The sequence below is a fragment of the Alicyclobacillus hesperidum genome (genome assembly GCF_900107035.1).
Lineage (GTDB): Bacteria > Bacillota > Bacilli > Alicyclobacillales > Alicyclobacillaceae > Alicyclobacillus > Alicyclobacillus hesperidum.
Genome location: NZ_FNOJ01000006.1, coordinates 154521 through 169999 on the forward strand (window position 1 = coordinate 154521; position 15479 = coordinate 169999).

Sequence of the window (15479 nt, forward strand, 5' to 3'; positions counted from 1 at the left end):
TTCAGAAATATAGGGCAACGCACACATCGACTCTGCCCCGCAATTTTGTTACCATATCACTGATCAGCCCTGACTTCAGTGAACTTTATGCTGACTGTCACGAACCTATTCTAGTTCGCAACACCAAAGCGAACTGTTCTCGACAAGGGCTTATCGACATCATCTACTCGAGAAGGGTGCAGTATGCACAAAAAACTCCAAGAGATTTTACAAGTCGCGGAAGTATGGAAATCTTGTTTCGCTGAACCGACATCCATATTGGTAACCGATAGAGAGAAAGTATTGATACACCTCCCTGCCGATTTTGATCACGCCGATATTGCCCCGAATTCACCTCTCAAAAGTTTGGCCAGCAGTGACAGAGAGAATCAGAAATTTCTCACAGCCTTCCAAACAGGCGTTCCACAGCGACTTGAAGTCGGTCCTGAGAAATTTGGGTTTCCATTTGTCGTTACATACAATCCAATCCGAGATGGCGACCAAACTGTCGGCATGATCATGACGACGACGTCTCTTGAGAAATTCGATCAGTTACGTGCCATGTCGGACAATCTTGCGACAACCGTCGAAGAAATGAATGCCATCACAGATGAAGTTGCACAAATGGCGATGGCCATTTCTCATCGGCTCCAAAATTTATCGGAATCCTCCCAGCGCATTACGGAACTTGCCCAACAGGCATTTCAGGTGATTCGCGTCATTGAGGATTTGGCGCGGGATTCTCATTTATTAGGACTCAATGCGGCTATTGAAGCGGCTCGAGCCGGAGATTACGGAAAGGGCTTCGGAGTCGTCGCAGATGAAATTCGCAAACTTGCAGCCGACAGCCAAATGGGTTCCAAGCAAATTGTATCGTTTCTAAAGGACATCAATGAAAGCACACTCAAAAGCACCAGCTCCATTCATGAGATTGCGGCAACCACCCAAGAGCACTCGGCCAGCCTACAAGAACTGAAACGTGCATTCGAAGCCATTTTTATGGTTGTCGAAGAACTGACGGAGGCCGCCACCATCACTGTTGATTAGTATCTAGGAACTAAAAAATGCAAACTCCTACCGAATCTGGGGAGGAGTTTTTTATATTCCTCGACAGCAGATGATCCACTTCCTTCACAAGCTACACTTTAGGGCAGTTCCTCAGTTCTAACCGTATTTTCCAATTACATCTCTTGTTTTCACGTAACGATTCATGTACAGTTTAGTTGTATATTTATACACTATACTGTTTATATATAGACAAGGTTGGTCTGAGGGGGATAAATGTGTTGAATAAGTCCAAAAACATAGCACTCGCTGGAATGACAATGACAGTCCTAGCACTTGGACTCGTTGGTTGCGGGACCAATACCCAAAATGGCTCCAGATCCACAATAGAGAATGCTGTGACTGAAAAGGTTGGTGCGGCTTCAACAACCACACCGCAACAAGGAGGCGTGTTGATCTACGCTCTCCCACCAGCGACCAACATCACATGGTACTTTCCAATCGAAAACGGATCGAATGACACGGTCGTCAATGCCATGTTGTCGCAACAATTGTATCCGGGGCTCTTTACCATCAACAATCAGGATGCTATTGATTTTCGCAATGGCTTTGCCAATAAGATTACCTACAATTCATCTGGCACGGTCTATACCATATCCTTGAAGAAGAATTGGAAGTGGTCAGATGGCGTGCCCGTCACCGCACAGGATGTAGTTTGGGACTATCGACTAATACAGGCGACCGACGCGCCGAACGCGCCAGCGCCATGGCCTAACTACAACAACGGCAACGGCGGTATTCCGAAAGACGTGAAAAGCGTGATCGCAATCGGTAAATATACCGTGCAGGTAACGCTAAACAAGCCAGTCAACCAGCAATGGTTCATTTACAATGGCATCGGACAGTTACAACCCCTCCCTGAGCATGCGTGGAATAAATATCCAAACAACATGACGAAAGAGATCACGTATCTGGGGAAGGTCGCTACCGATCCGACTTTCTTTACAGTGGTGGATGGTCCATTCAAACTACAAAGCGCCGTTTCGAGCCGAGCTTGGACGCTTGTACCCAATCCTTTGTACGGCGGGCACAAAAGTCCCTTATCGAAGCTGGTGTTCGAATATGAGGCATCCAATGATGCAGAGTTTGCAGCACTGAAGACAGGAGCCGTCAACCTTGGATACTTGGATTTATCCCAATATGGTTCAGAACGAGCATTGACATCGATGGGCGATACCATTGAGCCGGGCTATTCGCTTGGTTATAACTTTGTGAATGTGAACTTTTTGAAAGGATCGCCGCTGTATTCTGCGATGCGTGACTTGAAGGTGCGGCAAGCGCTTGAAATGGGAATTGACCAAACCACGATTGATAACGATATCTATCATGGCTTCGCTCCGCCGCAATATGGTCCTATTCCCAACGTACCAAAGACGGTATTCTCGGATCCGAAGCTGGCGAAACCCATCTATCCTTACGATCCGGCAAAGGCTGTGAAATTGCTCGAATCCGATGGATGGAAACTGGTAAACGGAGTGATGACGAAGGGTAATCAGCAACTCAAATTTGATATGCTATACCCATCCGGAAGCGAATCGTATACCCAAACGGCCGAACTTATGGCTCAGGATTGGCGGAAAATGGGCGTGATCGCCAATCTCAAGCCCGAACCGTTTGCGACTGAAATTAGCATTATGACGAATACGAGTGACCCGGGCGGTTGGGTTGCAGCGGCAGAAACGGGGATTTTTTATGGCGGCATGTACCCATCTGGTGAATCGCAATTTGAGCCTGGGGCCATGGACGATTACGGGTATAACGATCCGACGGAGAACAAGCTGATTGCGAAGACAATCGAGCCTTCTTCCTCAGCGGCTGAGACAAAGAAAAACTTCTTTGCCTATGAGGAATACACAGCTAAGATGTTACCGGTTCTGTGGACGAACGAAGTTGCGAACTTAACGGTTGTGACACCGCAAGTACACAACGCCACCCCAGAGTACTTGGTGCCGACAACGGGTTATCCTATGTTTAATTACCTCTGGGTAGCAAAGAATTAAGATGGCTGCCCTGTAGTATGTACCGAAGCGAAACCAACCAACTATCCTCCCACTGTTTGGACGTGTACTTGTCAAGCGGTGGGAGGATGTTTGTGTAGTTTGGGATTGCGAGTGTGTACTTTAGAATGCAAGGCTCGACACTTCGCCTTATAATAAACATATTAGAAAACGTCTTAGATTACGGGAGAAAAAAGATGAATCGGCCACGAGGGATCTATGAGGAACTACAACAAGCAAATAAACAGTATCCTCAATTAAACCAGCGCTCAACCGTAGTTCCCCCAAATCTATATGCCCAATTTTTAACACAACAAATCACCCGAGATATTGGATTGAAACTACAGAAACTAGCCAATGAGCAACGATATGATGAAATGATGAAACTCACTCAAGGTATTGAGTCTATCATCAATGAAAATCAAGACTCGTCTTTCCATAAACCACTGTCCACAATTACGTACCGCTACGACGATGAATATATTCCAATTTATCCCGACATGTATTTGGCGCATCCTGCGTTTATCTCGAATCATGCTACCGGAACATATGCTCCTAATTTTTTTAAGTTCCTTAAGTATGAACTTCAAACAGCAGATCAAATTTATTTCATGGTTAGCTTCATACGCTGGTCGGGAATACAACTATTACTACGCACGATCGATGAACGCCTAAGGCAAGGAAAACCGATGAATATTTTGACCACCGACTACATGTACATAACGGAACCGAAAGCGCTTCGAAGGCTCCTAGACTACGAAAACGTCCAAATCCGCCTATACCACGTTTCACAAGAGTCGTTCCACACAAAAGCGTATATGTTCGCACGCGAATCCGGGTTGCATTCAGTAATTATCGGTTCGTCCAACTTATCTCACGCAGCACTTAAAACGGGCCATGAGTGGAATCTAAAACTCCCACACACTCCACATTTTCCTGTATTCACACATGTAAGCAAACAATTTGATGAGATCTGGAACATGCCCCAGAGCACTCCTGTAGATATAGATGTTTTACAAGAATATGAACATATGTATAACCAATACAATCGAGTATCGAGTAGATCGGTACAACAAGTCGCAGAACAAAAAGTGAGCTACGAGGGGAAGAAAACTCTCCTCCAACCCAATAAAATGCAATGCGAAGCTCTTAGGGCACTAGCTCAAACTCGTCAAAACGGCTTCCGAAAGGGTGTCGTTATTGCTGCGACTGGAACCGGAAAGACGTACCTCGCTGCGTTCGATGTTAAACAACAAGGAGCAAAAAGCGTGTTATTTTTGGCCCATCGAGAAGAACTCCTTGAAAACGCCACGGAAACATTCATTGATGTAATTGGCGACCCCACTGTCTGTGGAAAACTTACTGGGAACGAAAAAGTCTGGGATAAACCATACCTATTTTCTACCGTACAAACAATGCACCGAGACGATGTATTGTCACGATTCCATCCCAATCACTTTGATTACATTATTGTAGACGAATTCCACCATGCCCAGGCTGAGACGTACCGAAAAATCATATATTACTTTCAACCTAAGTTTTTACTTGGTCTTACAGCCACGCCGGAACGCATGGATGGACGAGATGTGTTAGAGCTCTGCGAGAATAACGTAGTGTATGAAATCCGTCTTCGCGATGCATTATCAAACGATCTTCTCGTCCCGTTCCATTATTTTGGGCTAGCGGATCGAACGGTCGACTACGACAAAATTGCAACGCAAAATGGCCAATTCGACGTCGCACAGCTGGCTCGGGCGCTCGCAACTCACGAACGCGCGGATTACATAATTGAAATGATGGAGAAGTACGGCCATGATGGCAATAAGCGAGTTGCCCTCGGTTTTTGCGCAAATATTGAACATGCAGAGTTTATGGCTCAAGAATTTCGACAACGCGGCTATGAAGCAGCTGTGCTGACTGGAAATGACTCTATTGAAGTGCGCAAACAAACGCTTCAGAGGCTACAAAACGTACATGACCCTCTGGAAATTATTTTTACCGTTGATATTTTTAACGAGGGGATCGACATTCCCAATGTTAACCTCCTGTTGTTCCTCCGCCCAACCGAATCTTCGACTATTTTTCTTCAGCAGTTGGGGCGCGGTCTTCGCAAAGCGATCGGAAAACAGTATGTTACAGTTCTTGATTTTATAGGGAATTATCAAAAGTCATTTGTAGTCCCCTTAGCACTGTCTGGACAGTTCCATCATAAAGCTTTCGATCGCGATTCGCTGCGAATTGCAGTCGAAACGGAATTTGCAGACCTTCCGGACGGTTGCTTTGTCGATTTGGAGCCGATTACACGCGAGCATATTCTGAAGAAAATTGAATCTGTACGGATGGACCGAACTGAGATGCTTAAGGATCTCTACCGTTCTTTCCGTCAGTTGCTTGGGCGAGCGCCTGAAATCCAAGACTTCCTATACTCCGACGATGCCCCAGCGATACATTTCTTCATTTCTAAGTTCGGTTCCTGGGTGGAAACCAAGAAGAAAATGGGCGATACCAATGAGTTTGATGAAGCTGTTTTGCGTAATACTTTTGCCCTTGAAGTCGTTAGGACGTTGGAGAAAATGTTGCCTGTTAAGTGGCCCTACGATTTTGCGATTTTGGAAAGTTCATTAACGTCAGGGAATACAACTATGTCATCAGTGATTACCCATATACAAGGATTCTTTGGTGTTGATTTGGATGAAGAGAATTGCGCCTCGTACATCGCACGCTCAATGCGAAAATTATCAACCACTCAGGATAAGAAAACATGGTCGTTTGGCACAATGCGTGACGAATCCTTCATACTCAATAGTAGATTTTTGGAATTATGTAACATGAATAGAATGAGGGAGTATCTCAACAAGCGACTTCATTATGGACTTGTAGAATTTAGAAGGACATATCGCCCCAGCGTATTTTTTAATCAGCAACAAGGGGTTATACTCTATCAAAACTATACCCGAAACGATTTAATCTATCTGTTCGGAGCAGACGCCAAAGAAGGATCGTGGCGTGAAGGTGTAAGTCGAGTCAGAAACCATTATTTACTGTTCGTGAACCTAAATAAAGACGTTTCCGTGGCTGAACATTTACAGTACCATGATTTTTTCATGGATAACCACCACTTCCATTGGCAAAGTCAGAATGCCACAGCACACCACTCAGACCGTGGTCAGGACTATATCCTCCACAAGGAGCGAGGTATACACATCCATTTGTTTGTTCGCAAATTTGAGAAGATGCACGGTGACACTCTACCATTTATGTACCTAGGGGAAGTCGATTATGTATCCAGTCACGGAGATCAGCCCATGAATATCACGTGGCGGCTTCAGCAACCTGTTCCTGATGAAATCTATTTCGACTTCATTCGATAAAACCACCTGTTAGAAGTGTCACGGTGGGGATATCTGCCGGGGCCCAAGCTAAAGATTTGAGTTTATGCAAAGGCATCCAAACTATTTGCTCATGCTCTTTAGCTACGGGCTCCCCTTTCATGATGCTCGCATAATAAGTCGACAAGATTATTAATGCATTTGGATATTCATGCGATGCCTGTGTGATAAACCCCCCAACTTCTATGTCGCAACCCAACTCCTCTCGAATTTCGCGAACTAGAGCCTCCTGCGGTGTTTCCTCACACCTGATTTTTCCTCCAGGAAACTCCCAGAAACCAGGAAGACTCATGGATTCAGATCGCAACGCGCAAAGAATCTCATGTTCTTCATTTTTTATGACCGCAGCAACAACGCTTACACTATTCATCCTTGCTCCCACACTTTCCTGAATTCGTGAATTCATGCACCCACTTCGTCCCGTTGTCTCTGCCAAGGCAACGGTACGTTTCGAAACCGCTCCCGGTGAGCAGGCCCAGATTGATCTAGGTGCATTCCCGTATATCGACACTACCGAGAATCGCCGCACGTTATGGTGCTTTGCCATGGTTCTATCCTACTCCCGGATGCTCTACCTGGAGTTTATCAAAGCGTCCGACCAGTTGCACATCCTGCAAGCACTGCGCAACGCGGTTGAGTTCTTTGGCGGGGTTCCAAAGTGTGTTCTCAGTGACAACTGTGCGCCGCTCGTTCTGTCTAACGACGGGCGTGGACACGTGGATTGGCAACCAGCTTACCTGGATTTCGCGAAGTACTATGGATTTGTACCCAAGGCCTGCAGGCCCTATCGCAGCCGCACGAAGGGCAAGGTTGAGCGTCCCATTCGCTACATCCGCGACAGCTTTTGGCCGACTACGTTTGTCGACCTGGCAGATGTCAATCAGCAAGCCTTCATATGGCGCGACACGGTGGCCAATGTCCGCATCCATGGTACGACGCATGAGCGCCCACAGACTCGGTTTACGGAGGAAAGATTGCAGCGGCTGCCGGATCATCGGTATCCACTAGCATATACCGCGTTACGTAAAGTGCTCAATGACTGTCGAATATCGTGGAATGCCAGCTTGTATTCCGTGCCGTGGCAGTACGTGGGCAAAAGTGTGCTGGTTCGTGCGTATGAAACAGGCCTTCTGCAGTGTTAGCGGCGGGATAAATTTGACCCAGGATCGACGGAATGAAATTGACCCACCTTCGCCGAAGTTCCCTTCGAGAATCGCAACATTTTCGGAGGGACACCTATATGCTGAAGGGTGGGTCTGTATTGAAATTACACACTTTGCATGCTCAAGGGAAGTCGATCCGGGAAATTGTTCGTGAAACCGGACATGCCCGCAACACCGTACGCAAATACCTGCGTGACGGTGCACTGCCCGAACCAACCCCCCGTTCAAAACGTGGTTCGAAGTTGGACCCCTATAAAGATTTGCTTCGGCAGTGGATGCAGGAAGAGGGGCTGTTCAACTGCGAGGTGATGTATCGACGTTTGCAAGAGTTGGGATACACTGGACACGTTACTGTCATTAAGGACTTTGTCCGCCCGTTTCGCTCGCCACAGTTGCCAAAGGCCAAGGTGCGATATGAAACAAAGCCTGGTGTTCAGGCTCAGGTGGATTGGGGCTTGTGCGACTACACAGATAAGTATGGACAAGCACGGAAACTGGCCGTCTTCGTCATGGTGCTGGGATACTCGCGCGTCATGTACGTGGAGTTCGCCCGTCGCTGTGACATCCACAGCTTTCTGCACTGCTTTGTGCACGCCATAGAGTTTTTCGGCGGTATCCCAAACGTCGCCCTGACGGACCACATGAAAACGGTGGTACTCGGCATGAACGACGATCATACGCCACAATGGCACCGGTTGTTTGAGGATTTTGCGCTCGCCATCGGATTGACGCCAAAACTTTGTAAGGTAAGCCGCCCCCAAACCAAGGGGAAGGTGGAGCGGATGGTTGTATTTTGTCAAGCAAAAATCCCCGAAAAAATCGTGTGTTTTTCCCCATCCATACGTCGGGGATTTTTAACGCTGTTTCATCAGTGCGTGCTTCATGCGATAGTCTTCTCACTTCTTGAAAATTTCTAATCAAGCAATGGTAAGGTGAACGCACGCTCTGTGGGATTGTTTTGACGGTTACGTTGGGACAGGCAGTGAGTTACTGCCTGAAGCAGTGGCCTAAGCTGATTCGGTATGTCGAAGACGGGCATTTGGAGATCGACAACAACCGGTGCGAACGGTCATTGAAGCCGTTTGTGATCGGACGGAAGAACTGGCTTTTTGCCAATACGCCGCGTGGAGCACGGGCCAGTGCTGTGACATACAGCATCGTGGAGACAGCGAAGGAGAATGGACTGAATCCGACCGCGTATCTGACATATCTCTTTGAACGGATGCCGAACATGGACCTCAAAGATGAAACGGCGTTCGAGGCATGGTTGCCTTGGTCAGAAGGGCTCCCTGAAGGGATTCGAGCGAGAAAATGAAAATACGAAGGCCCTGCCCGATTGACGGCAGGGCATCTTCGTGAATGTGATGCGCAAGGTGTAGTTCGGTTGATGATTACCAGAAATGGAATCATACTACTGGAAATGTGTGCGCCACGTTTTTCTGTAATGTGGGAGGAATGTTAATGAAACTGAAAGACGTCATCATGCTCCTGCTGTTGGCCGCATTGTGGGGCGGGTCATTCTTGTTCATGCGAATTGGAGCACCTGTGTTGGGGTCACTTGTTCTCATCGAACTTCGTGTTCTGTTGGCGAGTATCACGCTTATCCTCTTTGCACTGGCAAGCCGACACCAGATTCACGTGTTACACAGGTGGTGGCAGTACCTCCTGCTCGGCGCGACCAACGCCGCCATCCCGTTTACGCTCATATCCTTCGCCGAATTGCGGCTCGATGCCGGATTGGCTGCCATCCTGAACGCCACAACCCCCATGTTCACCGCCGTGGTTGCGTGGTTGTGGACTAAAGATCCGTTCACCCTAAAAAAACTGTCCGGCGTCCTTCTCGGCATCGTCGGGGTAGGCGTGTTGGTAGGCTGGAGTTCCGGCGGTAACGGTTCGCACCGTTGGCTCTCCGCATCGTTCTCATTGCTTGCTGCACTATTCTACGGCATTGCGGGCGTGTTTTCGTCACGGAACTTCAAAGGTGAAAAGCCGATGGACATGGCCATCGGCCAGCAACTGGCAGCAAGTCTAATTTTGTTGCCGTTTAGCTTGGCAACGCTTCCTCGTGAAATACCGTCTTGTGTTGTCATCTTCTCCGTACTCGGACTGGCGGTACTTTGCACAGCCGTTGCATACTTACTCTATTTTGCTCTCATCCACAGCGTCGGGGCATTGAAAACATTGACCGTCACGTTCTTGGTCCCTGTGTTTGGCGTGATCTGGGGCGGGCTGTTCCTCAATGAGCCGATTACGTTCCGGCTCATTCTCGGATTGCTCATCATTTTGTCCAGTGTCGCTCTGGTGGCCAATGTACGCTTTAAGAGAACGCGAAATTAAGTATATGGTAGTCATAATGAACGAGGCGACTCCGTTTCGTACACCGTAGATTACACTGAAACCAAAGTCCAATGCAGAGCCACGTACGAAAGGAGCCGCATGTATGAAGCATATGGTACCCCGAGAATATTCCAGCGGACAGGGGCGTCGGCAAGGCCGTATCACTAAAACTGGAAACGCCCATCTTCGGCGAATTCTCACAGAGGCTGCTTGGAGCTACCGCTATAAGCCTGCGCTCAAAGGCGACCTTCGCAGATGCCAGAAAGGACAGAGTCCGCGTGTCCAAGATATTGCTTGGCGAGCACAGGATCGATTGCATCGGAAGTACTTCAGGATGGTTTCGCGAGGCAAGGATCACAATGTTGCAATTACTGCTGGAGCACGAGAGTTGCTTGGTTTCATATGGGCGATCGCGTGTGAGGCAGAAAGTTATTTTCGTCCGTCGACTTCAGTGTCGTGATACACGGACAGCCGACAAAGGTAACCGTCAAATCACCCCCACATGGTATCTGCCCTCCCGCTGTTTGAAAATGGGCTCATCAAGCCGCGGGAGGGTTCTTGCATGCGAGAGCACATGTCTCACCAGGAGCGTCGTGAACTTTGGCGTGAACGTATCGCTGCCTTCTACGACAGCGGCTTGTCTGTCGCCCAATTATATGCCACGTCGCTTCTAACATACGTACACTATGTACGTGTACCAAAACTACAGTAATGTACTTATGCTGAGGACAATCATCACAGCCCAATTCTTGCCGCTGCGTTGGCATGAAACAAGTTGCTATCTCGTATATACCTCCGCACCATCATAGGACTTTTATGACCTGTCTGTGCCATGATGTCTCGTTCCGACACACCCGCCATCGCGGCGGATGTCGCAAGGCCTGCGCGCAGGCTGTGGCCAGCATAATGGCGCTGTTCGAGGCCAATGAGTCGTACATATCGCTTCACGACGCGGGCCACGGTCTTGTCAGAAAGACGGGCGTTGCGCACATCATGAGTCTTGCTCAATGGTCTAAAGAGGGGACCGGATTCAATCCCTGCCGCCGCTAGCCACGCTTGGAGCGCGCGCACCGGGCAGGTCTCGATAAAGGAGCCTAGGGGATGGCCACTTTACGACCTTCGCCCTCCTGGTCAGTCTTACTCTGGCGCAACATGATCACTAGCCCCTCACGTACGAACTCGACGTCTTCGACGTTCAGAGCCACGATTTCCGAGCGTCGGAATGCACCGGCGAACCCGATCAGCAGAAGTGCACTGTCGCGCAGACCCATGAGGTCGTTCGGCGTGTATTGAAGCATTCGGTGCAAATCATCTACTAAAATTTGTGTGTTCAGGATAATTAAAATCTTGATTTAACACATTGATGCCTGCACAATAGACACAGAACAAACGTTCGTATGTGTGGGGTGATGAGCTGACGGCAGGATCCAAGCAAATGGACATGCAACACATCCTTGCAATCACAGAGTTGGCGCAGGAGTCCGCGATGTATTTGATCGAAAGTGGTAATCGAAGCGTCGAAATGGCATGCCCTGAGTGTGGTGGGCAAGCAGTCCTAGAACTTGACTTCTGTTGCGGCGTCCAAGCGCATTGCCCATCCTGCGAGTTTTGGATGCACATGAGGCTAGATCTCCGTTTTGACGAGCACGGAGTTGACCCTCGGTGGCCGTGCAAGCCACGAGAGCTTAGGGACCATGCGAAGCTGGATGTACTTCCTGTGACGACCGTTGTTCGTGGCGACAGCAACATGGACATTGGAGGCTATATGCTGATTCTGCACGCAAATGGTCGTATGTACAATGTGTGCGAGTGCAAGACGATTCGCAAGTTGTTGGAAACACGGGAGTATGTAATAAGCCGATACACGGATCTCATCGACCAGGGCTACGTGTTTCGGGACGGCCAGTTCGTTGGGCCAGACAGAATTTCGCTGCCGCTAGAATCGCTAACGCGCTAGTAGAGGACAAGCGGGCAAACCCAGCCGTGCATTTACGGCCGGGCTTTTTCTCTATAACGACAATTTGCAACACCGGAGAAGTCCTTTGCGACTTCAATGCAGCCAAGTGGTTCGGTTAACTGTTGCTTCGTCACGGTCATTCCTCGCGAAAGCTTATGGGAGTATCATCGGGCAAGTCGGGAGTGAAAACTAGGTGTGTTTGGCTTGACGCTTCTGCGGAGGAATGAAGGACAATAATAGCATGCGAATGTATATGCCGAAGGAATTCTCGAGTCCGTATACAGCGATGGTGACATGATTGATATCCTTGTACCCTTTGGAGTATCAAACCGAACCAGCACACTCGCTCAAAGGCGGCTCCTGTGGGCCACCCGCCGCGCCATACCGTCGCGCGGCGGTTCACCCCGTCTGCATCCGGCGTGAAGCGGTCAAGAGGGCATCGGTCCGATGTACACAGATTGAGGTCGGATCAAGCGATTGTTCTCCGCCTGTTCCAGGATGTGCGCCGTCCACCCTACGCACCGGCTCGCCGAAAACGTTGCGGTGTACAGCATCTTGGGGATTCCTACCGTACCCAGAATCGCCGCAGCCCAATACTCCACGTTTGTGTAGAGGTGACGACCCGGCTTGAACTCTTCTAGTAAGCGAATGGCCAGGTCTTCTACCTGCACCGCGAGGTCGAACCAGGGATCTCCGGTCCGAAGCGACTCTACCACCGACCGTAATGCCACCGCACGCGGATCTCGTGTCTTGTAGACACGATGCCCGAATCCCATCAATCTCCGGCCCGCCTCAAGCTCCCGCCGAAGCCACGGTTCTGCATGCTCGGTGGCCCCGATCTGCTCCAACATAACCATGACCTCCAAAGGCGCCCCGCCGTGCAGGGGACCCTTCATTGCACCTAGTGCAGCGCACAATGCCGACGCCATGTCAGATTGAGTAGAGGTAACGACGCGTGCTGCAAAGGTTGAAGCATTTAAACCGTGCTCCATGGTGATAACCATGTACGCTTCGAGAGCACGGGCAATCGCTGGATCAGGCCGCTTCCCGGTTAGCATGTAGAGATAGTTGGCCACATGCGACAACTCGGGATCCGGTTCGATGGGCGCTCGCCCAGACTGTAGTGCCCATCGGTATGCGATAACAGTGGGCAACATTGCAGTGAACATCATGGCATCTTCCACCGTCGGCGGCCATTCCTGACTCGGCCTGCAGGCTGAGACGGCGGTCCGGAGCACGCTCATCATATCATGCTCTGCATCAAGCCCCTCGAGTACACGCCGCACCGTCACGGGCAAGGAACGGTGCTCAGCCAAATATAATCTGGTCTTCTCGAGTTGCTGGTGTGATGGAAGAGCGCCGTGCCAGAGCAGATGCGCCACTTCCTCAAACGTCCGTGACCGTACCAGTTCGCCTGCTAAGTAGCCGCGGTAGACGAGCAACCCGCGCTCACCGTCCACCAAACTGAGATGAGTCCGAGCTGCCACGACTCCTTCCAGTCCCGCTTTATCCGTCATCTGAATGCCCCCTTTGAACGAGTTCACCAATACGCTGTGACCCTGTGTCCTCACCTCGATGTTACCTGATACATCTGATTATGTATAATAGATTTATGAATTCATTTCAATTTCAAAATGTAATCATTTAAAGGAACTGGGGGATGGACATGTTCCTCGAATGGGTACAAACATTCACTGTCGCTGCAAAGACGGGGAATTTTCGAGAAACAGCGGATCGCCTTCATCTTGCTCAGCCCACAGTAAGCCAACATATCAGCAAGTTGGAGAAACACCTTGGAGTCACGCTATTCGAACGACGAGGACGCAACGTTCACCTAAACGCGGCAGGTAGGCGATTTTTACCGTACGCCGAGCAACTCATCGAGACTAGTTTACAGGGCAAGGAAGATCTAGCGCGTTGGCAGCAAGGCTACCAGCACACGCTGACCGTAGCCGTCTCGCCTCTCATCGCTACGACATTTCTACCGGACTGCGTACACCGATTCACCAAAGAGCATCCAGATGTCGAATTTTCGTTTCAGATTATTGAATCTCGAGACATCCTGAACCATGTTCTGCAGGGGGACTGCGACTTTGGGCTCAGTCGCATGTACGTGCAGCATCCACGGGTCGCATGTGATCCACTCGCATCCGATCCGGTAGTTCTGGTGGCACCCGCAGAACCAGATGACTTGGAGAGTCCTCCCCCAGACCCGGCGGAACTCTTGAGCCGATATCCTGTACTCACACACAATCATCCTGAGTATTGGGACGAGCTACTATGGTACCTCCGTACGAAGTACCGTTTCAGAACTATGCGTGTCAGTCAGGTTCATGTGACACTGCATTGGATTGCGAGGCGATTGGGCGTATCATTCCTCCCCTTTAGCACTATCCGGCTAGAACTTTTACGCGGCACGATACAGGAAGTTCCGGTCGCCGATGTGCCTCTGCCCATGACTCACACCTACCTTGTGGCTGATAGATCCACCCTGCGAGATCTCGCTCGGCTGTTCGCGGACTTTGTCTGTACGTATGTACGCCAACGTGCCCCAAGCCCCGGCTCGCCATCCACCGTCAAACCGCAAAGCGGCCGTGCGAACACACCCTAGCAGGGCCGTGAGCGGAAGGTATGGGCCACCTGATGTGCCAACCCTTTTACATGGAGCTTTCGAAAACTCCCAACCTAAACTGTCGTAGAAGAGTGAGCGTCAAATCCATCGCACCTTGCGCTTGCCCATCCCTTTATGCGAAAGTCATGCATAAACAACAATCAGCCCCGCCAGGGAACCCTGCGGGGCGTTTTCTCGTGCTACGCTTGCTTCCCGCGTCTGCGGATTTGCTCCGGCAGTCGCTCCGCCATGTGCCGACAATTTGACACTCACCGCGGATATGTGGGTTTCGACTCCTCGCTGTGCGTGTGTCCGTCTCTTTAAGTGGGGCTGCTGAATGAAAAATCCTTATGTGACAAGGGTTCCGAACCTCTGATGTCGAAATCATGTGCATGGATTTTGGGTGACACTCGCTAAAAACCGTGCACATGATGTGGAGGATGATGAGGGCTAGCGCCTGTGTGGGCTTGGTCTGATTCGAGCAGCCCTACACTTGACAAGTGAAACGGTCATCACGATGCAACTACTGGTGATGAATCTGGAGAGAAGGCTCCGCTTTCTTTTTGTACGCTTTTTTGGTGTGGCTGTGGCGATCCGATTGGGCTGCTATCGTCGACATGGGTTGTGCATGAACCGTTAAGCAGACCCCAAGTACGTCCTGCGGGAACTGGTGCGGTCTCCGTTCACGGTTGCATAGATGCTTGACGGTGAGGTTTCACCTACCGGAACTTGACACGGACGATCCTCCTGCCTGGGTTGACTCTGGGGCAAGTATACTTGTACGCTCATTAGTGATCCACCTTTCAGCATGGATACTCTCCCTTCTGAACCCGGCTAGGTCTGAAGAGAGATATTCAACTGAGGTGGGTCATTTTCATTCCGGCGAACCTGAGTCAATTATAGTCCGGCGTTAACACTTTCAGGATGAAGCGGCGTTCGAGGCATTGTTGCCTTGGTCCGAAGCGCTTCCTGAGGGGATTC

13 protein-coding genes and 3 pseudogenes are annotated in these 15479 nt (G+C 49.8%); 12 read left to right on the top strand and 4 right to left on the bottom strand.

Annotated features, from left to right (window positions below; all coding sequences use genetic code 11):
- The first annotated feature begins 183 nt into the window (after positions 1–183).
- The 3 genes from BLU70_RS06685 to BLU70_RS06695 all read left to right on the top strand — a co-directional run bounded on the left by BLU70_RS06685 (position 184) and on the right by BLU70_RS06695 (position 6412).
- On the top strand, positions 184–1026 hold the full coding sequence (locus tag BLU70_RS06685; protein ID WP_074692825.1) for a methyl-accepting chemotaxis protein: 843 nt from the start codon (positions 184–186) through the stop codon (positions 1024–1026).
- A 272-nt stretch (positions 1027–1298) separates the two neighbouring features.
- Positions 1299–3044, top strand: a complete 1746-nt coding sequence (locus BLU70_RS06690; protein ID WP_074692875.1) for a peptide ABC transporter substrate-binding protein — start codon at positions 1299–1301, stop codon at positions 3042–3044.
- A gap of 194 nt (positions 3045–3238) precedes the next feature.
- Complete coding sequence (locus tag BLU70_RS06695) at positions 3239–6412, top strand: DUF3427 domain-containing protein (RefSeq protein WP_074692878.1); 3174 nt, start codon at positions 3239–3241, stop codon at positions 6410–6412.
- On the opposite strand, the gene BLU70_RS06700 is transcribed toward BLU70_RS06695, so the two are convergent.
- Positions 6402–6836, bottom strand: coding sequence for a (deoxy)nucleoside triphosphate pyrophosphohydrolase (locus BLU70_RS06700; protein WP_244885132.1), 435 nt, complete (start codon positions 6834–6836; stop codon positions 6402–6404). The genes BLU70_RS06695 and BLU70_RS06700 overlap by 11 nt on opposite strands.
- Here BLU70_RS06700 and istA (BLU70_RS06705) point away from each other — a divergent pair.
- From istA (BLU70_RS06705) to BLU70_RS14720, 6 genes and pseudogenes are all read left to right on the top strand, one after another.
- Positions 6835–7572, top strand: coding sequence for an IS21 family transposase (gene istA / locus BLU70_RS06705; protein WP_083341178.1), 738 nt, complete (start codon positions 6835–6837; stop codon positions 7570–7572). The genes BLU70_RS06700 and istA (BLU70_RS06705) overlap by 2 nt on opposite strands.
- A gap of 98 nt (positions 7573–7670) precedes the next feature.
- Entirely contained in the window at positions 7671–8510 is an 840-nt protein-coding gene (gene istA, locus BLU70_RS06710; protein ID WP_218129482.1) for an IS21 family transposase, read from the top strand.
- Between the two features lie 53 nt (positions 8511–8563).
- Positions 8564–8908, top strand: a pseudogene (locus tag BLU70_RS06715) (IS66 family transposase); the annotation flags it as partial.
- Between the two features lie 146 nt (positions 8909–9054).
- A complete protein-coding gene (locus BLU70_RS06720) occupies positions 9055–9930 on the top strand; it encodes a DMT family transporter (RefSeq protein WP_074692828.1) in 876 nt (291 codons plus the stop codon).
- 112 nt (positions 9931–10042) lie between these two features.
- Positions 10043–10147: pseudogene (locus BLU70_RS14945) on the top strand (transposase); the annotation flags it as partial.
- Between the two features lie 345 nt (positions 10148–10492).
- Positions 10493–10642 (top strand): hypothetical protein, encoded by a 150-nt coding sequence (locus BLU70_RS14720; RefSeq protein WP_244885133.1) that lies wholly within the window; start codon positions 10493–10495, stop codon positions 10640–10642.
- A 23-nt stretch (positions 10643–10665) separates the two neighbouring features.
- Here the strand turns inward: BLU70_RS14720 and BLU70_RS14725 are convergent, their stop codons facing one another.
- The gene (locus tag BLU70_RS14725; protein WP_244885134.1) at positions 10666–11001 is read right to left on the bottom strand and encodes a tyrosine-type recombinase/integrase; all 336 of its coding nucleotides are present in this window, start codon (positions 10999–11001) and stop codon (positions 10666–10668) included.
- A gap of 23 nt (positions 11002–11024) precedes the next feature.
- Positions 11025–11228 carry a site-specific integrase gene (locus BLU70_RS14730; RefSeq protein ID WP_244885135.1) on the bottom strand — a complete coding sequence of 68 codons (204 nt, stop codon included), beginning with the start codon at positions 11226–11228 and terminating at the stop codon, positions 11025–11027.
- 419 nt (positions 11229–11647) lie between these two features.
- Here BLU70_RS14730 and BLU70_RS14355 point away from each other — a divergent pair, with 419 nt between their 5' ends.
- A complete protein-coding gene (locus tag BLU70_RS14355; protein ID WP_143027492.1) occupies positions 11648–11887 on the top strand; it encodes a hypothetical protein in 240 nt (79 codons plus the stop codon).
- Between the two features lie 428 nt (positions 11888–12315).
- On the opposite strand, the gene BLU70_RS06745 is transcribed toward BLU70_RS14355, so the two are convergent.
- Complete coding sequence (locus tag BLU70_RS06745) at positions 12316–13404, bottom strand: citrate synthase/methylcitrate synthase (protein ID WP_074692836.1); 1089 nt, start codon at positions 13402–13404, stop codon at positions 12316–12318.
- A 149-nt stretch (positions 13405–13553) separates the two neighbouring features.
- Between BLU70_RS06745 and BLU70_RS06750 the strand changes: the two genes are divergently transcribed.
- Both BLU70_RS06750 and BLU70_RS14735 read left to right on the top strand, forming a co-directional pair.
- Positions 13554–14498, top strand: coding sequence for a LysR family transcriptional regulator (locus BLU70_RS06750; RefSeq protein ID WP_074692839.1), 945 nt, complete (start codon positions 13554–13556; stop codon positions 14496–14498).
- A gap of 454 nt (positions 14499–14952) precedes the next feature.
- A pseudogene (locus BLU70_RS14735) lies at positions 14953–15138 on the top strand (hypothetical protein); the annotation flags it as partial.
- Positions 15139–15479: the final 341 nt, after the last annotated feature.

What these genes read in the sequence shown, in the direction of transcription:
- BLU70_RS06700 (WP_244885132.1), bottom strand. Translation starts at nt 6,836, where the DNA reads ATGAATTCACGAATTCAGGAAAGTGTGGGAGCAAGGATGAATAGTGTA.
- BLU70_RS14720 (WP_244885133.1), top strand. Translation starts at nt 10,493, where the DNA reads ATGCGAGAGCACATGTCTCACCAGGAGCGTCGTGAACTTTGGCGTGAA.
- BLU70_RS06720 (WP_074692828.1), top strand. Translation starts at nt 9,055, where the DNA reads ATGAAACTGAAAGACGTCATCATGCTCCTGCTGTTGGCCGCATTGTGG.
- BLU70_RS06690 (WP_074692875.1), top strand. Translation starts at nt 1,299, where the DNA reads ATGACAATGACAGTCCTAGCACTTGGACTCGTTGGTTGCGGGACCAAT.
- istA (WP_218129482.1), top strand. Translation starts at nt 7,671, where the DNA reads ATGCTGAAGGGTGGGTCTGTATTGAAATTACACACTTTGCATGCTCAA.
- BLU70_RS14730 (WP_244885135.1), bottom strand. Translation starts at nt 11,228, where the DNA reads ATGCTTCAATACACGCCGAACGACCTCATGGGTCTGCGCGACAGTGCA.
- BLU70_RS06750 (WP_074692839.1), top strand. Translation starts at nt 13,554, where the DNA reads ATGTTCCTCGAATGGGTACAAACATTCACTGTCGCTGCAAAGACGGGG.
- istA (WP_083341178.1), top strand. Translation starts at nt 6,835, where the DNA reads ATGCACCCACTTCGTCCCGTTGTCTCTGCCAAGGCAACGGTACGTTTC.
- BLU70_RS06685 (WP_074692825.1), top strand. Translation starts at nt 184, where the DNA reads ATGCACAAAAAACTCCAAGAGATTTTACAAGTCGCGGAAGTATGGAAA.
- BLU70_RS06745 (WP_074692836.1), bottom strand. Translation starts at nt 13,404, where the DNA reads ATGACGGATAAAGCGGGACTGGAAGGAGTCGTGGCAGCTCGGACTCAT.
- BLU70_RS06695 (WP_074692878.1), top strand. Translation starts at nt 3,239, where the DNA reads ATGAATCGGCCACGAGGGATCTATGAGGAACTACAACAAGCAAATAAA.